13 protein-coding genes and 1 other RNA gene are annotated in these 15,966 nt (G+C 60.6%); 10 read left to right on the forward strand and 4 right to left on the reverse strand.

What is annotated here, in order from left to right:
• Positions 1–142 precede the first annotated feature (142 nt).
• Positions 143–1,051, reverse strand: coding sequence for a LysR family transcriptional regulator (locus LD28_RS0116530; RefSeq protein WP_033138036.1), 909 nt, complete (start codon positions 1,049–1,051; stop codon positions 143–145).
• 161 nt (positions 1,052–1,212) lie between these two features.
• Between LD28_RS0116530 and LD28_RS0116535 the strand changes: the two genes are divergently transcribed.
• Together LD28_RS0116535 and LD28_RS0116540 are read left to right on the forward strand one after the other, a co-directional pair.
• Entirely contained in the window at positions 1,213–2,019 is an 807-nt protein-coding gene (locus LD28_RS0116535) for a formate dehydrogenase accessory sulfurtransferase FdhD (RefSeq protein WP_033138037.1), read from the forward strand.
• A complete protein-coding gene (locus tag LD28_RS0116540; protein WP_033138038.1) occupies positions 2,006–4,297 on the forward strand; it encodes an FdhF/YdeP family oxidoreductase in 2,292 nt (763 codons plus the stop codon). Before LD28_RS0116535 ends, LD28_RS0116540 begins: the two co-directional genes overlap by 14 nt.
• Positions 4,298–4,462: 165 nt before the next feature.
• Here LD28_RS0116540 and ssrS read toward each other — a convergent pair.
• Positions 4,463–4,644, reverse strand: a non-coding RNA gene (gene ssrS / locus LD28_RS22575) — 6S RNA.
• A gap of 16 nt (positions 4,645–4,660) precedes the next feature.
• Positions 4,661–4,993 carry a cell division protein ZapA gene (gene zapA / locus LD28_RS0116545; RefSeq protein WP_005333910.1) on the reverse strand — a complete coding sequence of 111 codons (333 nt, stop codon included), beginning with the start codon at positions 4,991–4,993 and terminating at the stop codon, positions 4,661–4,663.
• Positions 4,994–5,166: 173 nt separating this feature from the next.
• On the opposite strand from zapA, the gene LD28_RS0116550 reads away from it, so the two are divergent.
• From LD28_RS0116550 to LD28_RS0116560, 3 genes are all read left to right on the forward strand, one after another.
• Positions 5,167–5,736, forward strand: coding sequence for a UPF0149 family protein (locus LD28_RS0116550; RefSeq protein ID WP_033138039.1), 570 nt, complete (start codon positions 5,167–5,169; stop codon positions 5,734–5,736).
• A gap of 176 nt (positions 5,737–5,912) precedes the next feature.
• Positions 5,913–7,136, forward strand: coding sequence for a 2-octaprenyl-6-methoxyphenyl hydroxylase (gene ubiH / locus LD28_RS0116555; protein WP_033138040.1), 1,224 nt, complete (start codon positions 5,913–5,915; stop codon positions 7,134–7,136).
• A gap of 150 nt (positions 7,137–7,286) precedes the next feature.
• Entirely contained in the window at positions 7,287–8,555 is a 1,269-nt protein-coding gene (locus LD28_RS0116560; protein ID WP_033138041.1) for an FAD-dependent 2-octaprenylphenol hydroxylase, read from the forward strand.
• Positions 8,556–8,768: 213 nt separating this feature from the next.
• Here LD28_RS0116560 and LD28_RS0116565 read toward each other — a convergent pair whose 3' ends face one another.
• Complete coding sequence (locus LD28_RS0116565; RefSeq protein ID WP_033138042.1) at positions 8,769–8,996, reverse strand: hypothetical protein; 228 nt, start codon at positions 8,994–8,996, stop codon at positions 8,769–8,771.
• On the opposite strand from LD28_RS0116565, the gene gcvT reads away from it, so the two are divergent.
• From gcvT to LD28_RS0116590, 5 genes are all read left to right on the forward strand, one after another.
• Positions 8,973–10,070, forward strand: a complete 1,098-nt coding sequence (gcvT, locus tag LD28_RS0116570) for a glycine cleavage system aminomethyltransferase GcvT (protein WP_033138043.1) — start codon at positions 8,973–8,975, stop codon at positions 10,068–10,070. The two genes, LD28_RS0116565 and gcvT, sit on opposite strands and share 24 nt — an antisense overlap.
• Before the next feature lie 85 nt (positions 10,071–10,155).
• The gene (gene gcvH / locus LD28_RS0116575; protein WP_005333898.1) at positions 10,156–10,545 is read left to right on the forward strand and encodes a glycine cleavage system protein GcvH; all 390 of its coding nucleotides are present in this window, start codon (positions 10,156–10,158) and stop codon (positions 10,543–10,545) included.
• A gap of 296 nt (positions 10,546–10,841) precedes the next feature.
• A complete protein-coding gene (gcvP, locus tag LD28_RS0116580) occupies positions 10,842–13,718 on the forward strand; it encodes an aminomethyl-transferring glycine dehydrogenase (protein WP_033138044.1) in 2,877 nt (958 codons plus the stop codon).
• Between the two features lie 402 nt (positions 13,719–14,120).
• Positions 14,121–15,644 carry a type I restriction-modification system subunit M gene (locus LD28_RS0116585; RefSeq protein ID WP_033138045.1) on the forward strand — a complete coding sequence of 508 codons (1,524 nt, stop codon included), beginning with the start codon at positions 14,121–14,123 and terminating at the stop codon, positions 15,642–15,644.
• Positions 15,634–15,966 (forward strand): hypothetical protein (locus LD28_RS0116590; RefSeq protein WP_033138046.1); only part of this gene is annotated, 333 nt, incomplete at its 3' end. The genes LD28_RS0116585 and LD28_RS0116590, both read left to right, overlap by 11 nt.

Genomic DNA, 15,966 nt, shown 5'->3' on the forward strand with positions numbered 1-15,966 from the left:
GGGCCATCATGACCCTGATGGTGCTGATCGTGGCGCTGAGCTTTGTCTGGTTGCGCCACCACGGCTCCCCCCACGAGCAGATGGCTATCTAAATGTGCTTGCCTGCTGCAAAACAAAGCCCGCCTTTTGGCGGGCTTTGTCGTTATGGCCGCTTGCTGGTGGGGGTATCTTCCGCCACCAGATCGAGAAAGGCCCGCATGGCGGGGGTGACACTCTGCCTGCGGGTCAGAAAGACGGTGGTACCGGCATCGAGCGGTTCGAGGGGCTGGCAGACGAGATCGGAGAGCTGGCTGGCGGAGCTGGCAAGCCCGGCACTGACGATAGCCCAGCCCAGCTGGTGGCGCACCGCGCTCACCAGATGGAACAGGGAGTCGGTCTCCAGCACTACGTTGAGCGAGACCCCGGCCCGCTCGGCGGCGGGATCCAGATAGTTGCGAAACTGCATGGTGCGGCTTGGCAAGACCAGCGGCTGCTGTTGCAGGCTGGCAAGGGTCATGGGGATATCGGAGGGGAGGGGCGTTGCCGCACTGCGGTGCATCAGCACGGCCATCCGGTTTTGCCCCTGCGGGTAGATGTGAAAGGCCCGCTTGTCGGGATCGCTGGCGGGGACGTCAAATCCCAGCCCGATATCGCACTGATGGAGCGCCAGTTGTGACAGCAGGGCCTCGTGGCTCAATACCGACAGGCGGATGACGATATCGGGGTAGCGCTGCTTGCACCGGGCGATAAACGGCATGATGTCGACATTGGATTGCGGCACGATGCCAATGCGCAGTGTGCCTGATAGCTCGCCATGAAACAGCGCCAGCTCCTGTTTGAGCGCCTCCTGCTCCAGCAACATCCGCTCGGCATACTGGCGCACCAGCTCGCCCGCCTCGGTCAGGGCGACAAACTGGCTGGTTCGCAGTACCAGATCGGTGCCGAGGTTTTTCTCCAGCGCCGTGATGCTGGCTGACAGGGTGGGCTGGGTGATATGGCAGGCTTTGGCCGCCTTGGCAAAATGCTGATGTTTGGCCAGTTCGTGAAAGTAGTGCAGCTGCTTGATGTTCATGGCGGTGTTGCGAGGCGTCGGGCGGATGATGCTTAAAATTAATCAATTGAAAATTCATCGTCAATAGAGTGATTCTATCGGGGGATAGATTTAATTCATTGGTTTTGCCGGGGCGGCCTCTCTAAACTCGAATCCAGATTGCATTTTTAGGCCAACCTTTCATGCCAGCCGCCAACCCCACCGTTCAACCCGCTTCCCACCATCCCTTGCCTGCGCTGGATCATCTGGTGGAGGAGGTGGCGGTCTCCATCAATATCAATGGCATCAACCATGCGGTGATGATGGCGACCCCGGACGATCTCGATGATTTTGCGGTCGGATTTTTGTTCTGCGAGTCGATCATCCGGCACAACCACGATGTGCACGATATCCGGGTATCCCCCGCTGAACATGGCTTTGTGTTGGATGTTACCATCGCCAACCGCTGTCTGGCGCAGCTCCAGCAGCGTCGGCGCAGGCTGACCGGCGCCACCGGCTGCGGCATCTGCGGTGTGGAGGCCGTCGAGCAGGCGTTTCCTCCCTTGCCAGCGCTGCCGCTCACTCCACCTCTTGATGGCGCCTTGCTGGCCGGACTGCGACCACAGATCGCCCGCTGGCAGCTCAAGGGGCAACACTCCGGTGCCCTGCATGCGGCGCTGGCGCTGGATGAGCAGGGGCAGATCCTCCACTGCCGGGAAGATATCGGGCGCCACAATGCCCTCGACAAGCTGATCGGCCTGCTGCTGTGCCAAAAACGTGCCTGTGACACCCTGGTGGTGACCAGTCGCTGCGGCAGCGAGCTGGTGCAGAAAGCGGCGCTGTTCGGCGCGCGTCACCTCATCTGTCTGGCATCACCCAGCCAGCTGGCGGTCAGGTTGGCCCTCAAATACAACCTCAACGTCGTCCATATTCCCAAGTTTGATGCCCCGGTCAGCTACTCCAGCTATCGCCCGGCGGATCCCATCGGAGAGTGCCATGAGTCATATTGAAAAGCCTGCCAAAGCAGGCGGTTTTTCGTCCCTGCAGTCCACCATGAAGCAGGTGTTGCGTAGCCAGAAGACCCGCCAGAACATCAAGAATCTGCTGCGGGTCAACCAGACTGATGGCTTTGACTGCCCGGGCTGTGCCTGGGGCGACAACGATCACGGCGCCTTCCAGTTCTGCGAAAACGGCGCCAAGGCGGTGGCCTGGGAGTCTACCGGCAAGACGGTGGGGGCCGAGTTTTTCGCCGCCCACTCGGTGCGCCAGCTGGCTACCCAGAGCGACTACTGGCTCGAGTATCAGGGGCGGCTGACTGAGCCGATGCGCTACAACCCGGCGACCGATCACTATGAGCCGGTGAGCTGGGACGACGCCTTTGCACTGATCGCCGACACCCTCAAGGGGCTGAATAGCCCGGACGAGGTGGAGTTCTACACCTCGGGGCGTGCCAGCAACGAAGCTTCTTATCTTTATCAGCTGTTTGGCCGCCTGTTTGGCACCAACAACTTCCCCGACTGCTCCAACATGTGCCACGAGGCGAGCGGGGTAGCGCTGATCCAGTCGGTCGGCATCGGCAAGGGCACTGTGGTGCTGGATGACTTCGACAAGGCCGATGCGGTGTTCGTCTATGGTCAGAATCCGGGTACCAACCACCCACGCATGATGAATGCCCTGCGCCAGGCGGCGCGCGGCGGCTGCAAGATCGTCAGCTTCAACAACTTGAAAGAGGTGGCGCTGGAGCGCTTCGCCAGCCCGCAGAGCCCGCTCGAGCTGCTGACCCCGGCGGCCACCACCATCAGCCATCAATACCTGACGCCAAAACTGGGCGGTGATATGGCTGCCATCCGCGGCATGGCCAAGTACATGCTGGAAGAGGCGCCACAGGTGGTGGATCGCGACTTCATCGCCCGCCATACCTGCCACTTTGCCGAATACGAGGCGCAGGTACGCGCCACCGGCTGGGCCGAGATCGAGCGGCAATCCGGCCTGATTCGCGCCGATATCGTGCAGGCTGCCCGGGTCTTTGCCGCCAGCCGCAGCGTCATCAGCTGCTGGGCCATGGGGGTGACCCAGCATCTGCACTCGGTCGACACCATTCGCGAGATCGTCAACCTGCACCTGATGCGCGGCCAGATCGGCAAGCCGGGGGCGGGGCTCTGTCCAGTGCGGGGCCACAGCAACGTGCAGGGCAACCGCACCATGGGGATCAACGAGAAGCCCACCGCCGCCTTTATCGACCGGCTCGAGCGTCACCTGCAGGTAAGCCTGCCACGGGCTCGCGGTCACAACGTCTATGAGGCGCTCAAGGCATTGCACGAGGGCAAGAGCAAGGTGCTCATCTGCTTGGGTGGCAATCTGGCGGCGGCGGCACCCGACACCGACTTCACCTACGGGGCGATGAAAAAGACCGAGCTCAACGTGCAGATCAGCACCAAGCTCAATCGCAGCCACCTGCAGGTGGGCCAGGCGGCGCTGATCCTGCCCTGCCTTGGCCGCACCGAGCTCGATATCCAGCGCACCGGCAACCAGAAGATCACGGTGGAGGACACCTTCAGCATGGTGCACGCCTCGACCGGCGCAGCCGAGCCGGTGTCGCCGCGCTGCCTCTCCGAAACCGACATAGTTGCGCGGATGGCTCACGCCACCCTCGGCAGCGAGCGGGTCGACTGGCTGGCGCTGCGCGATGACTATGCCCGCATCCGTGATCTTATCGAGCAGACCATCGCCGGTTTTGCCGATTTCAATGCCCGCATCCAGCAGCCGTGCGGTTTTCATCTCGATAACTCAGCGGCGCAACTGACGTGGAATACCGCCAGCGGCTGCGCCGAGTTTCGTGCCAGTACCCTGCCGCATTCGGTGCTGCCGGAGTGTACCCGCCATGCCGAACAGATGAGCGATCAGCCGGTGTTGCTGCTGCAGAGTCTGCGCTCTCACGATCAGTACAACACCACCATCTATGGCATGGACGATCGCTATCGCGGCATCAAGGGCCAGCGTATGGTGGTCTTCATGAACGAAGCCGATGCCCGTCGTCTCGGTTTTGCCGAAGGGGACAGGGTCGATATGGCGGCCATCTGCAACGATGGGCGCGAGCGTATCGTGACCGGCTTTAGCGTGGTGATCTATGAGATCCCGCAGGGCAACATCGCGGCTTATTACCCGGAGACCAACCCGCTGGTGCCCATCGACAGTATCGGCGCCGGGTCGTTTACCCCCACCTCCAAGTCCATCCCGGTGCTGGTGACTGCCTCCCGCCAGCAGGAGAACCTGTTGCTGGTCAAATAAAAGGTCTAACGCGACTGGCTGCGCTCGCATAGCCTGCACAGTGAATGCGATGATGCCCCGGGTGAACTTTTCATCCGGGGCATTTTTTCAGCTCTGAAAGGGGTATGGTTCGTTGATCATCAGGCAAAGAAAAAGCCCGTCACGCTGGTGACGGGCTTTTGCTGTTGGTACCCCGAGATGCCGTTGCCGGTTTGGGCCCTTGAACCGTAGGTTCAAGGCGGGAATCGAATCTGACCGCAGGCTTCTCGGTCGTGCCGAGCATGCGCAATAGCCAGAAGGCCGATCCCCTGTTGGGTATGATTATCGGCTCGGGGACTTGAACCGGCTGACAAACATCCCAGGGAATTTTAAAACGGTTTGCGATTAGGGCTGTTGCCCCTCCTCGCTGGAATCACCATATTGTCCGTGCTCGATCAGGGCCGCTTCGATGGTGCGCTGCAGCATCTTGATCCGCTTGTCCATGGTCTCAGAGTATTGGTGGTTCTTCTCTTTTTCAAGGCAGAGCTCATGACAGAAGTTGAGCGCTGCCATGATAGCCAATTGCTCGTTGCTGGAGACTTTGGAGCGTTGACGCAGGTCGATCAACTTGTCGGTCAGCTGCTCGGCGGCCTGGCGCAGGGCATCCTGCTGTCCCAAGGGACAGGATACCTTGTAGGGACGTCCCAAAATGACGATTTCTACGGCCTCTGTGCTCATGCCTTCCTCAATACGGCGGAGCTGATTTCCGCCTTTATCCACGTGGACAACTGGGCGGGACTATATAGCGCAGATGCATAAGTTTCAAGGCCTTGCTGGCTCTGGAAGAGGGAGAATGCTAGGATCCTGACCATTAATTCTGCAAATTTGACTGAACTTTGAGCGGATCCTCGATGAGCAAAACGAACCCCCTTAAATATGCGGCTGTGGCCGACATCATGGAACAGCATGAACTGATGGCCAGCGCAGTAGAGGCCCATGGTGTGATCTGCGGTCTGGTGTGCGGTGGTGTGGCACTGGATGAGAAGAGCTGGGTGCCCCATTTCAACGATCTGGTGAACGACGGTTTCGGCCTGCCAGCCCCGGTACGCCAGGTGATGACCGATCTTTATCACAATGTGGTCGAGAGCCTGATGGCCCAGAAGGGCGTCGAGCTGCTGTTGCCAAGCGATGATGCCCCCCTTGATGAGCGCATCGATTCGCTGGTGGACTGGTCACAGGCGTTTCTGGCCGGCTTCGGTGTGGTGCAGCAGGAGCTCTCCCGCGCGTCGGAAGAGCTGCAGGAGATGATCCAGGATATCGCCAGCATCACTCAGGTCTCTGCCGAATTCGATCAGGAGGATGACGAAAACGAAGCCTCCTTCCTGGTGCTCTACGAACACGTCAAACTGGGGGTCATGATGGCCTTCGAAGAGTTTGGCAAGCGCCCCGATACCCCGAGCGCGCCGCCGACCCTCCATTGAGACGCGGGCCACCGTGGCCATTTCTGATCTGCAAGAGCGCCTGATGGCGCTCTTTTTTATGACTCTGTGGTGGCTAACCCTGTGAGGCGTAACCGGTTTTTTGCCAGTGACCTCGCATTCGGCCAGCGGCTTTGTGATAGCATGAGGCCACCTTTTTCACTTCTTCCTCTCTGCTTATGTCTCAATCTGATGTGCGACAGGTCGATGTCACCCTGGTCGGCGGTGGAATGAGCGGTGCCGTGCTGGCGCTCTCGCTGGCGGCCCTGCTTCGATCCGATGGCTCCCCCCTCGAGATCCTGCTGCTGGAGGCAAGCGTCCCCGAACAGCACACCCATTCAGGATTTGACGCCCGCGCCATTGCGCTCTCGGCCGGTACCTGTGATGCGCTGTCGCGGCGCGGACTCTGGCCGCTGTTTGCCCCCCACTGCGCCCCCATTACCCAGATTCATGTCTCGGATCGGGGCCACTCTGGTCAGGCTCGCCTGTCGGCCGCCGAATACGGTCTGCCCGCGCTGGGTCAGGTGATTGAGCTTGCTGCTGCTGGTCATGAGCTGCAACGGGCGATGGCAGCTGCCACCAATATCCGGGTCTGCTGTCCGGCCCGGGTGTGCGAGATTGCGCCCGATGAGGAGAAGGTGACCCTCACCCTTGAGAGCGGTGAACAGATTGAGACCCGCCTGCTGGTGGCGGCAGACGGGGGCAACTCCTTTGTGCGTCAGCACTTCAAGTTGCCGGTGACCCGCCACGACTTTGAGCAGCACGCCATCATCGCCACCGTCAAAACAGCGCAAGACCCTGAGGGACGGGCCTTCGAGCGCTTTACCGAAGGGGGGCCGCTGGCCCTGCTGCCGATGCAGGAGGGGCTCTCCTCGCTGGTGTGGAGCGTCGGGCAGCATGAGGTGGATGAGCTGATGGCCCTCGATGAGGCGGCGTTTCTCGCCCGTCTGCAGCAGGCCTTTGGCTGGCGGCTCGGCCGCTTCGAGCGATGCGGCGTGCGTAACGTCTATCCGCTGATCCTGACCGACTGCGACTATCCGCTGGCCCAGCGTACCGTGCTGGTGGGCAATGCCGCCCACTCCCTGCACCCGATTGCCGGACAGGGCTTTAACCTCGGGATGCGGGATCTCGACCTGCTCACCGGGGCGGTGGCCAAGGCGCTGGCTGAGGGAGAGGATATCGGCAGCTTCAAGGTGTTGAGCGGCTACTGGCAGCAGCGCCAGCGCGATCAGGCGCAGACCGTCTGGCTCACCTCCTCGCTGGCCCAGCTCTTCTCCAATGGTCACGATCCGCTGGTGGCGGGGCGCAATCTGGCGCTCACCCTGATGGGGCGGCTCCCGTGCCTCAAGGCGCCGCTCGCCTCGCGCACCCTGGGCTTTGTCGCCGATGTGTGCGGCAACTAGCCAGCGCTTATTGAGCGGAATATGTTGAGCGGAACATGTTGATCGGAAGATGGTGACCGCGATTCGTTGATCAAAACGCGTTTAAAAAGGGGGCGATGCCTGCGGGCGTCCCCTCGCTGGCCAGCCGGTCAGCCCTGAAAGGATGAGATGATGCAGATGCAAAATGTGGATGTGGTGATTGTCGGTGGCGGCATGGTGGGGCTGGGGCTCGCTGCGGCCCTTAAACATAGCGCCCTCAAGGTGCTGGTGGTGGAGGGGCAGCTGCCCGACCCGCAGCTGGGGGAGGTGGCCGACAACCGGGTCAGCGCCCTGAGTCTGGCCAGCCAGCAGATCCTGCGCCATGTCGGCGCCTGGGATGGCATTGCAGCGCGTCGCCTGCAGGCTTACGACAAGATGGCGGTGTGGGAGCAGGACAGCTTCGGCCACATCGACTTTGATGCCGCCAGCCTGCGTCAGGCCAACCTCGGCCATATCGTTGAAAATCGGGTGATCCAGCTGGCGCTGCTCGACGCGATTGACGGTGCCAGCAATATTCAGCTGCTGACCCCCGCCAGAGCCAAGAGCCTGCAGAGCGGCCCGGCGGGTGCCCTGCTGCTGCTGGAAGATGGTCAGGCCATCTCGGCCAAACTGGTGGTGGCTGCCGATGGCGCTCACTCCTGGGTGCGCCGCCAGGCCGATATTCCCCTTACCAGCTGGGATTATGGCCACCACGCACTGGTGGCGACGGTGCGCTGCGCCGAGCCCCACGAGGCGGTGGCTCGCCAGATCTTCACCCCGGATGGCCCGCTCGCCTTTTTGCCGTTGTGGCAGGAGAACCTTTGCTCCATCGTCTGGTCGCTGCCTGCGGCCCGCGCCGAGGCGCTCTGCGCCTGCGATGACGAGCAGTTCAACCGTCAGCTCACCACCGCCTTCGATGCCCGCCTCGGTCTGTGCAAGGTGGAGGGGCCGCGCAGCGCCATTCCGCTCACCGCTCGCTATGCCCGCGACTTTGCCCGCGAGCGGCTGGTGCTGGTGGGGGATGCCGCCCATACCATCCATCCGCTGGCGGGGCAGGGGGTCAACCTCGGCCTGCTGGATGCCGCCGCGCTGGCGGAGCAGATCTTGCAGAACCATGCCGCTGGCGAGGATATCGGCCTGCTCGCCAACCTGCGCAGCTACGAGCGCTGGCGCAAGAGCGAAGCGGCTCGCATGCTCGCTGCAATGGAAGGGCTCAAGCGGCTGTTCAGCGGCGCCAACCCGCTCAAGAAGCTGGTGCGGGGCGTGGGGTTGCGCGCGGCCAATCTGCTGACTCCCTTCAAGGAGGGGGTGATCCGCGCCGCCATGGGGCTGGAGGGCGAGTTGCCCGCACTGGCCCGTCCTGACTGGGCTGTGGCGGCGACCAAGGGCAGTGCCATGCAGGCCAAGGGTGAAAAAAACTAATATTACCCGCTGTTTTTGGCAACAAAAGTAATCCGACAAGGCTGATGACACCGTTTTGGGTGTCAGCCTTTAATTTTGCTCTGGAGCGAAACGTTTTTCTGCAAATTGTGACGAAACGGTAAAAATCAAAATTTAATCTCGCCTGAGTCGGCTTGTGGCTGTTTTTATCACTGCATTTATCTTAGTGTCTGGAGTCAGTTTTACGGGAGGGGATTAGTTTTTTTTGAGCGGCACGCTCGCCTGCTTGTCATATAATCCGCTCCGTTCAAGGAATCCCTCTTGCCTGGCAAGGGCAGGAGCGAGCACACACTTTTGGATCCGGTCGCTTTTTGCTGCACGCAGTGCAGTCAGAGCGGTGGCGCGGGTCGCAAGGGTGGTCGCTAAAGCGAAAAGGCTTTTTGCTAAGGAAAGAATGCGATGATCCAGACTACTGTACTGCATCCCAAACACCTGGAAGCCGGCGCCAAGATGGTGGACTTCCACGGTTGGGAAATGCCCATCAACTACGGCTCCCAGCTGGAAGAGCACCACGCGGTGCGCAGCGATGCCGGTATGTTCGATGTCTCCCACATGACCATCGTCGATTTGACCGGCGAACGGGTCAAAGCCTTTCTGCAACACCTGCTGGCCAACGACGTGGCCAAACTCACCGTCTCCGGCAAGGCCCTCTACAGCGGCATGCTCAATCCGGAAGGCGGCGTGATCGATGACCTCATCACCTATTACTTGACCGATACCTTCTACCGGTTGGTGGTCAACTCCGCCACCCGCGAAAAAGATCTGGCCTGGATCCGCCATCACGCCATCGATTTCGACGTCACCGTGACCGAGCGTCCGGAGCTTGCAATGATCGCGGTGCAGGGCCCCAACGCCAAGGTCAAGGCAGCTGCCGTGCTGAGCGCTGCCCAGCGCACTGCCGTGGTGGGGATGAAACCCTTCTTCGGCGTGCAGGCTGGCGATCTCTTTATCGCCACCACCGGTTACACCGGCGAGGATGGTTATGAAATCGTGGTGCCGCAAGAGAAAGCCTGCGAGCTGTGGCAAGCGCTGCTGGATAATGGCGTCGCCCCCTGTGGTCTCGGTGCCCGCGATACCCTGCGCCTCGAAGCCGGGATGAACCTCTACGGTCAGGACATGGACGAGTCAATCTCTCCGCTTGCCGCCAACATGGCCTGGACCATCGCCTGGGAGCCGAGCGATCGCAACTTCATCGGCCGCGACGTGCTGGAAGCCCAGAAAGCGGCGGGCAACCAGCCCAAGCTGGTGGGTCTGGTGATGGAAGAGAAAGGGGTGCTGCGTGCCGGTATGCCGGTCACCTTCACCGCGGCAAACGGTGAGAAGCGTGAAGGTGTGATCACCTCCGGCTCTTTCTCCCCCACCCTGGGCTACAGTATTGCCCTGGCGCGGGTGCCCCGTGATATCGGCGAACTGGCCGAGGTGGAGATCCGTAAGAAGCTGGTCACCGTGAAGGTCAGCAAGCCCGCTTTCGTCCGTAACGGCCAGAAGCTGGTTTAATACCGTCTTGGGGGAGGGCAGTGCCTCCCCCCATCCCTTTTCATATTCGTTTTTAAACGCGACTCAAAGATCAAAGGAAGCACAAATGAGCCATATCCCGAGCGAACTGAAATATGCCACTTCCCACGAGTGGATCCGTGTTGAAGCCAACGGCGAGGCCGTGGTCGGTATCACCGAGCACGCCCAGGAGCTGCTGGGTGACATGGTGTTTGTCGAGCTGCCGGAAGTGGGCAAGCAGGTCAGTGCCGGTGACGACTGCGCCGTGGCCGAGTCGGTCAAGGCCGCCTCCGACATCTACAGCCCGGTGAGCGGCGAGATCATTGCCGTCAACGAAGAGCTGGAAGGGAGCCCCGAGCTGGTCAACTCCGACCCCTACAGCGCTGGCTGGCTGTTCCGCATCAAGCTTGATGACGAGAGCGAGTTGGCCAACCTGCTGGATGCCGAAGGCTACCAGAACGTGGTGGACGAAGAGTAATGCCCCCGGGCCCTGCCAATACAGCAGGGCCCCTTTGTATGACTGCCAGCCGGGCAAACTCCGGCCGGTAGAAGGGTGAAGTCGCCCGCGCCTGCCGTTTGCCAGCCTGCTCTTGCCTGGGGCAAGCGGGCCGGTACGCAACAAGGCGATCCCCTGTTGATGCTGCCGCAGCATCCGGTGCCGCACCCTGTCTGCGGGACCCAGAACATGAGTGGAGTCGGTATCAGCCGACTATCAGGAACATCAGGTCTTGGTTATCAGGACTTCATACCAGGACTTTTTTCAGGAATAGGGAAATGACCCAGTCACTGTTTGAACTCGAGCAAAAAACCGATTTTGTCCGCCGCCATATCGGCCCGGGCGAGGAAGAGCTGCGCCAGCTGCTGGCGACCGTCGGGGCCGAAAGTCTGGACGATTTGATTGCCCAGACCGTGCCCGCCGCCATTCGCCTGCCGGGCCCGCTGGGGATCGGTGCGGGCATGACCGAAGTGGAGGCGCTGGCCAAGCTCAAGGGCTATGCCGCCCAGAACAAGATTGCCAAGAGCTATATCGGCATGGGTTATCACGATACCCATGTGCCCCACGTCATTTTGCGCAACGTGCTGGAAAACCCGGGCTGGTATACCGCCTACACCCCGTACCAGCCCGAGCTGGCGCAGGGCCGTCTCGAAGCCCTGCTCAACTTCCAGCAGCTGACGCTGGATCTCACCGGCATGGATCTGGCAAGCGCCTCCCTGCTGGATGAAGCGACCGCCGCCGCCGAGGCGATGGCGCTGGCCAAGCGGATGGCCAAGTCCAAATCCAACCTCTTCTTCGTGGCCGATGACGTGCACCCGCAGGTGATCGACGTGGTCAAGGAGCGCGCGGTTCACTTCGGTTTCGATGTGGCGGTCGGCGCCGCGAGCGACGCGGTGAGCGAAGAGGTGTTCGGTGCCCTGTTCCAGTACCCCACCACCACAGGTGAGGTGAAAGATCTGCGTGCCCTGATTGCCGCGGTACAGGCCCAGAAAGGGCTGGCCTGCGTCAGCGCCGATCTGCTCTCCCTGCTGCTGCTCAAATCCCCGGGCGAGCTGGGGGCCGACGTGGTGTTGGGCTCCGCCCAGCGCTTTGGCGTGCCCATGGGCTACGGTGGCCCCCACGCTGCCTTCTTCGCCACCCGCGATGCCTACAAGCGCTCCATGCCGGGCCGTATCATCGGTGTCTCCAAGGATGCCCGTGGCAAGAGTGCCCTGCGCATGGCGATGCAGACCCGCGAGCAGCATATCCGCCGCGAGAAGGCCAACTCCAACATCTGTACCGCACAGGTGCTGCTGGCCAACATGGCGAGCTTCTACGCCGTTTACCACGGCCCGGTGGGACTGAAAACCATCGCCTCCCGCGTGCACCGTCTTACCACCATTCTGGCGCTCGGCCTCAAGGCCAAAGGCGTGGCCCTCAAGCACGCCAGCTGGTTCGATACTTTGACCGTACAGACCGCTGACAAGGCTGCGCTGATCGCCAAGGCCGAAGGGCTCGGCATCAACCTGCGCGCCGATCTCGACGGTGCAGTGGGCGTGTCGCTCTCTGAAACCACTACCCGCGGCGATGTGGCCGAGCTGTTTGATCTGTTCCTCGGTCAAGGCCATGGACTGGATATCGAGGCCCTCGACAAGGCGGCTCAGGCCCATCACGCCATCCCGCAGGATCTGCTGCGCACCGACGCCGTGCTGACCCACGAGGTGTTCAACAAGTACCACTCCGAAACCGAGATGCTGCGTTATATCCACCGTCTCGAAGCCAAAGATCTGGCGCTCAACTACGCCATGATTTCGCTCGGCTCCTGCACCATGAAGCTCAACGCCACCGCCGAGATGATCCCGGTGACCTGGCCCGAGTTTGGCAAGTTGCACCCGTTCGCCCCGCTGGCACAGGCCAAGGGCTACCAGTTGCTGCTGGCCGACCTCGAAAACTGGCTGGTAAAAGTGACCGGTTACGATGCGGTCTGCATGCAGCCCAACTCCGGTGCTCAGGGGGAGTACGCTGGTCTCTTGGCCATCAAGAAGTACCACGAGTCCCGCGGCGAAGGGCATCGCGACATCTGCCTCATTCCGGCCTCTGCTCACGGCACCAACCCGGCCTCTGCCCAGATGGCGGGGCTCAAGGTGATCGTCACCGCCTGTGACAAGTCCGGCAACGTGGATCTCGACGACCTGCGTGCCAAGGCGGCCGAGGCGGGGGATCAGCTCTCCTGTCTGATGGTGACCTACCCCTCCACCCACGGGGTGTATGAGGAGACCATCAAGGAGGTGTGCGACATCGTTCACCAGCACGGTGGTCAGGTCTATCTGGACGGCGCCAACATGAACGCGCAAGTCGGGTTGACTGCGCCGGGCTTTATCGGAGCTGACGTCTCTCACCTCAACCTGCACAAGACCTTCGCCATCCCTCACGGCGGTGGCGGCCCGGGCATGGGCCCCATCGGCGTGAAGAAGCATCTGGCACCGTTCGTGGCCGGTCACGCCGTGGTCAAGACCGACAAGGAGAGCCGCAACAACGGCGCCGTGTCGGCGGCACCGTTCGGCTCGGCCAGCATCCTGCCCATCAGCTGGATGTATATCGCCATGCTGGGTGACGAGGGGCTGAAGAGATCCACTCAGGTCGCCATCCTCAACGCCAACTATCTGGCCAAGAAGCTGGGTGACTCCTTCCCGGTGCTCTACTCCGGTCGTAATGGTCGGGTGGCTCACGAGTGCATCCTGGATATCCGTCCACTCAAAGAAGCCTCTGGCATCAGCGAGATGGACGTGGCCAAGCGGCTGATGGACTACGGTTTCCACGCGCCGACCATGAGCTTCCCGGTGGCAGGTACCCTGATGGTCGAGCCGACCGAATCGGAGTCCAAGCGCGAGCTGGACCGCTTCGTCGAGGCGATGACGTCCATCCGTGCCGAGATTGCCAAGGTGCAGGAGGGGCAGTGGAGCCTGACCGACAACCCACTGGTGCATGCACCGCACACCCAGGATGATGTGATGGATGCAGAGTGGTCCCGTGGCTACAGCCGCGCCGAGGCGGTCTTCCCGTCCGACGCCGTGCGCGCCGCAAAACTGTGGCCGTCAGTGAACCGCATCGACGACGTCTACGGCGATCGCAACCTGTTCTGTGCCTGTATCCCGACTGAGGATTACGCCAAGTAAGTGGCCTGATGTTCACGGCCATTTAAGTTGGAAACTGAAAGACCCTGCATGGCAGGGTCTTTCTATTTGCGCGGTGCATGAATTGCGCAACAGCCGGGCGTTGATTGAGCAAGATAAGTGACGTGACCCGCGTCGATAGTCCGCTCGCGGCGGATCTTTATAGCGATCATGGCGATAGAGGCAAAATGCGAGCTGGTACTCTTGACGCACCTGCGCCAGTTGCGACAGACTGCCGCCGCATCATTGGCGATAACGCGATATGTTGTGAACGTGCCGCCGCTTGCCACCCTCAGTGTCGGGCCTCTCCCTCGCGGCCCGCTGGCTTGAACGATTCATCCTGCACCCCGCTCAAGCGCCAGCGCTTTCCCGTTTATCCGGCCACGGCCCAAGGAATTGTGACTTATGACTACCTCGATAAACCAAGACGATATCAACAAGGCTCTCTGGTCTGCCTGCGATACCTTCCGGGGCACCATCAGTGCCGATACCTATAAAGACTTCGTGCTCACCATGCTGTTCCTGAAATACATCTCCGATGTCTGGCAGGATCACTACGATGGCTACAAGGCCGAATATGGCGATGAGCCGGAGCTCATTGAAGAGATGCTCAAAAACGAGCGCTTCGTGCTGCCCAAACAGGCCAGTTTCTACAGCCTGTTCGAGCGTCGTCACGAGCCGGGCAATGGCGAGCGGATCGATCAGGCGCTGCACGCCATCGAAGAGGCCAACGGCACCAAGCTCAAAGACGCGGGCAAGAGCGTGTTTCAGGACATCAGCTTCAACACCGACCGCCTCGGCGAAGAGAAGCAGAAGAACACCATACTGCGCCATCTGATGGAAGACTTTGCCAAGGATGAGCTCAACCTCAAGCCGAGTCGGGTCGGCACCCTGGATGTGATCGGCAACGCCTACGAGTACCTCATCAAGAACTTCGCTGCCAGCGGCGGCCAGAAGGCGGGGGAGTTCTATACCCCGCCGGAAGTCTCCGATCTGATGGCCGAGCTGCTGGAGCCGATGCCGGGCGATACCATCTGCGATCCGGCCTGTGGCTCGGGGTCACTCTTGATGAAGTGCGGTCGCAAAGTGGTGGCAAACCATGGCGAGAAGCACTACGCCCTCTACGGGCAGGAGGCCATCGGTTCTACCTGGTCGCTGGCCAAGATGAACATGTTCTTGCACGGGGAAGACAACCACAAGATCGAGTGGGGCGACACCATCCGCAACCCCAAGTTGCTGGATAAAAACGGCGATCTGATGCGCTTCGATATCGTGACAGCCAACCCGCCGTTTTCGCTGGATAAATGGGGTTATGAGGAGGCGGGGAACGATAAGTTCGGTCGCTTCACGCGTGGGCTGCCGCCCAAAACCAAGGGGGATTACGCCTTTATCCTCCATATGATTGAGACCCTCAAACCCAAGAGTGGCCGCATGGGGGTCGTGGTGCCCCACGGTGTGCTGTTCCGGGGCTCCAGCGAGGGCAAGATCCGTCAGCAGTTGATCGACGAGAACCTGCTCGATGCGGTGATCGGCCTGCCGGAGAAGCTCTTCTACGGCACCGGCATCCCCGCCGCCATCCTGATCTTTAAAAAGCAGAAGGTGGATGACAATGTGCTGTTTATCGACGCCAGCCGCGAGTTCAAGGCGGGTAAAAACCAGAACCTGTTAAGCGCGGACAATATCGCCAAAATTGTCGCCACCTACCGCAATGGCGGCAATGTCGATAAATACGCCTATCTTGCCTCGCTTAAAGAGATTAAAGAGAACGACTACAACCTCAATATTCCCCGCTATGTGGATACCTTCGAAGAAGAGGAGGAGATCGATCTGCTGGCTGTGCGTGCCGAGCGCGAACAGCTTAAAACCCGGCTGGCCGAGCTGGAAACCGAGATGGCTAACTATCTGGAGGAGCTCGGCTATGGTGCCTAAGGGGTGGTCACACACAACGCTTGGTAAAGTGATGGTATTCAAGAATGGCTTGAACTTTACCAAAGCGGATGTGGGTGAAGAGATAAAAATTGTTGGGGTTTCCGATTTCAAAGACCTCTCTGAATTAAGAAGCACCGAGCGTCTCGAATCTGTCAATGTTGCCAGCCACATAAAAGATGACGAACTTCTTACCGATGGTGATTTGCTCTTTGTTCGTTCAAATGGCAACAAAGATCTGATTGGGCGCTGTCTATTCTTCCCTGAAGTTAAAGAAAGGTTGTCGTTTTCTGGGTTTACAATTCGCGGTCGTGCAGATAAGAAG

The sequence above is a fragment of the Aeromonas finlandensis genome, assembly GCF_000764645.1.
Lineage (GTDB): Bacteria > Pseudomonadota > Gammaproteobacteria > Enterobacterales > Aeromonadaceae > Aeromonas > Aeromonas finlandensis.

Bases quoted from the DNA above. Each gene is read 5' to 3' on its own strand.
- LD28_RS0116530 (WP_033138036.1), bottom strand. From the start codon at position 1,051: ATGAACATCAAGCAGCTGCACTACTTTCACGAACTGGCCAAACATCAG.
- LD28_RS0116535 (WP_033138037.1), top strand. From the start codon at position 1,213: ATGCCAGCCGCCAACCCCACCGTTCAACCCGCTTCCCACCATCCCTTG.
- LD28_RS0116540 (WP_033138038.1), top strand. From the start codon at position 2,006: ATGAGTCATATTGAAAAGCCTGCCAAAGCAGGCGGTTTTTCGTCCCTG.
- zapA (WP_005333910.1), bottom strand. From the start codon at position 4,993: ATGAGCACAGAGGCCGTAGAAATCGTCATTTTGGGACGTCCCTACAAG.
- LD28_RS0116550 (WP_033138039.1), top strand. From the start codon at position 5,167: ATGAGCAAAACGAACCCCCTTAAATATGCGGCTGTGGCCGACATCATG.
- ubiH (WP_033138040.1), top strand. From the start codon at position 5,913: ATGTCTCAATCTGATGTGCGACAGGTCGATGTCACCCTGGTCGGCGGT.
- LD28_RS0116560 (WP_033138041.1), top strand. From the start codon at position 7,287: ATGCAGATGCAAAATGTGGATGTGGTGATTGTCGGTGGCGGCATGGTG.
- gcvT (WP_033138043.1), top strand. From the start codon at position 8,973: ATGATCCAGACTACTGTACTGCATCCCAAACACCTGGAAGCCGGCGCC.
- LD28_RS0116565 (WP_033138042.1), bottom strand. From the start codon at position 8,996: ATGCAGTACAGTAGTCTGGATCATCGCATTCTTTCCTTAGCAAAAAGC.
- gcvH (WP_005333898.1), top strand. From the start codon at position 10,156: ATGAGCCATATCCCGAGCGAACTGAAATATGCCACTTCCCACGAGTGG.
- gcvP (WP_033138044.1), top strand. From the start codon at position 10,842: ATGACCCAGTCACTGTTTGAACTCGAGCAAAAAACCGATTTTGTCCGC.
- LD28_RS0116585 (WP_033138045.1), top strand. From the start codon at position 14,121: ATGACTACCTCGATAAACCAAGACGATATCAACAAGGCTCTCTGGTCT.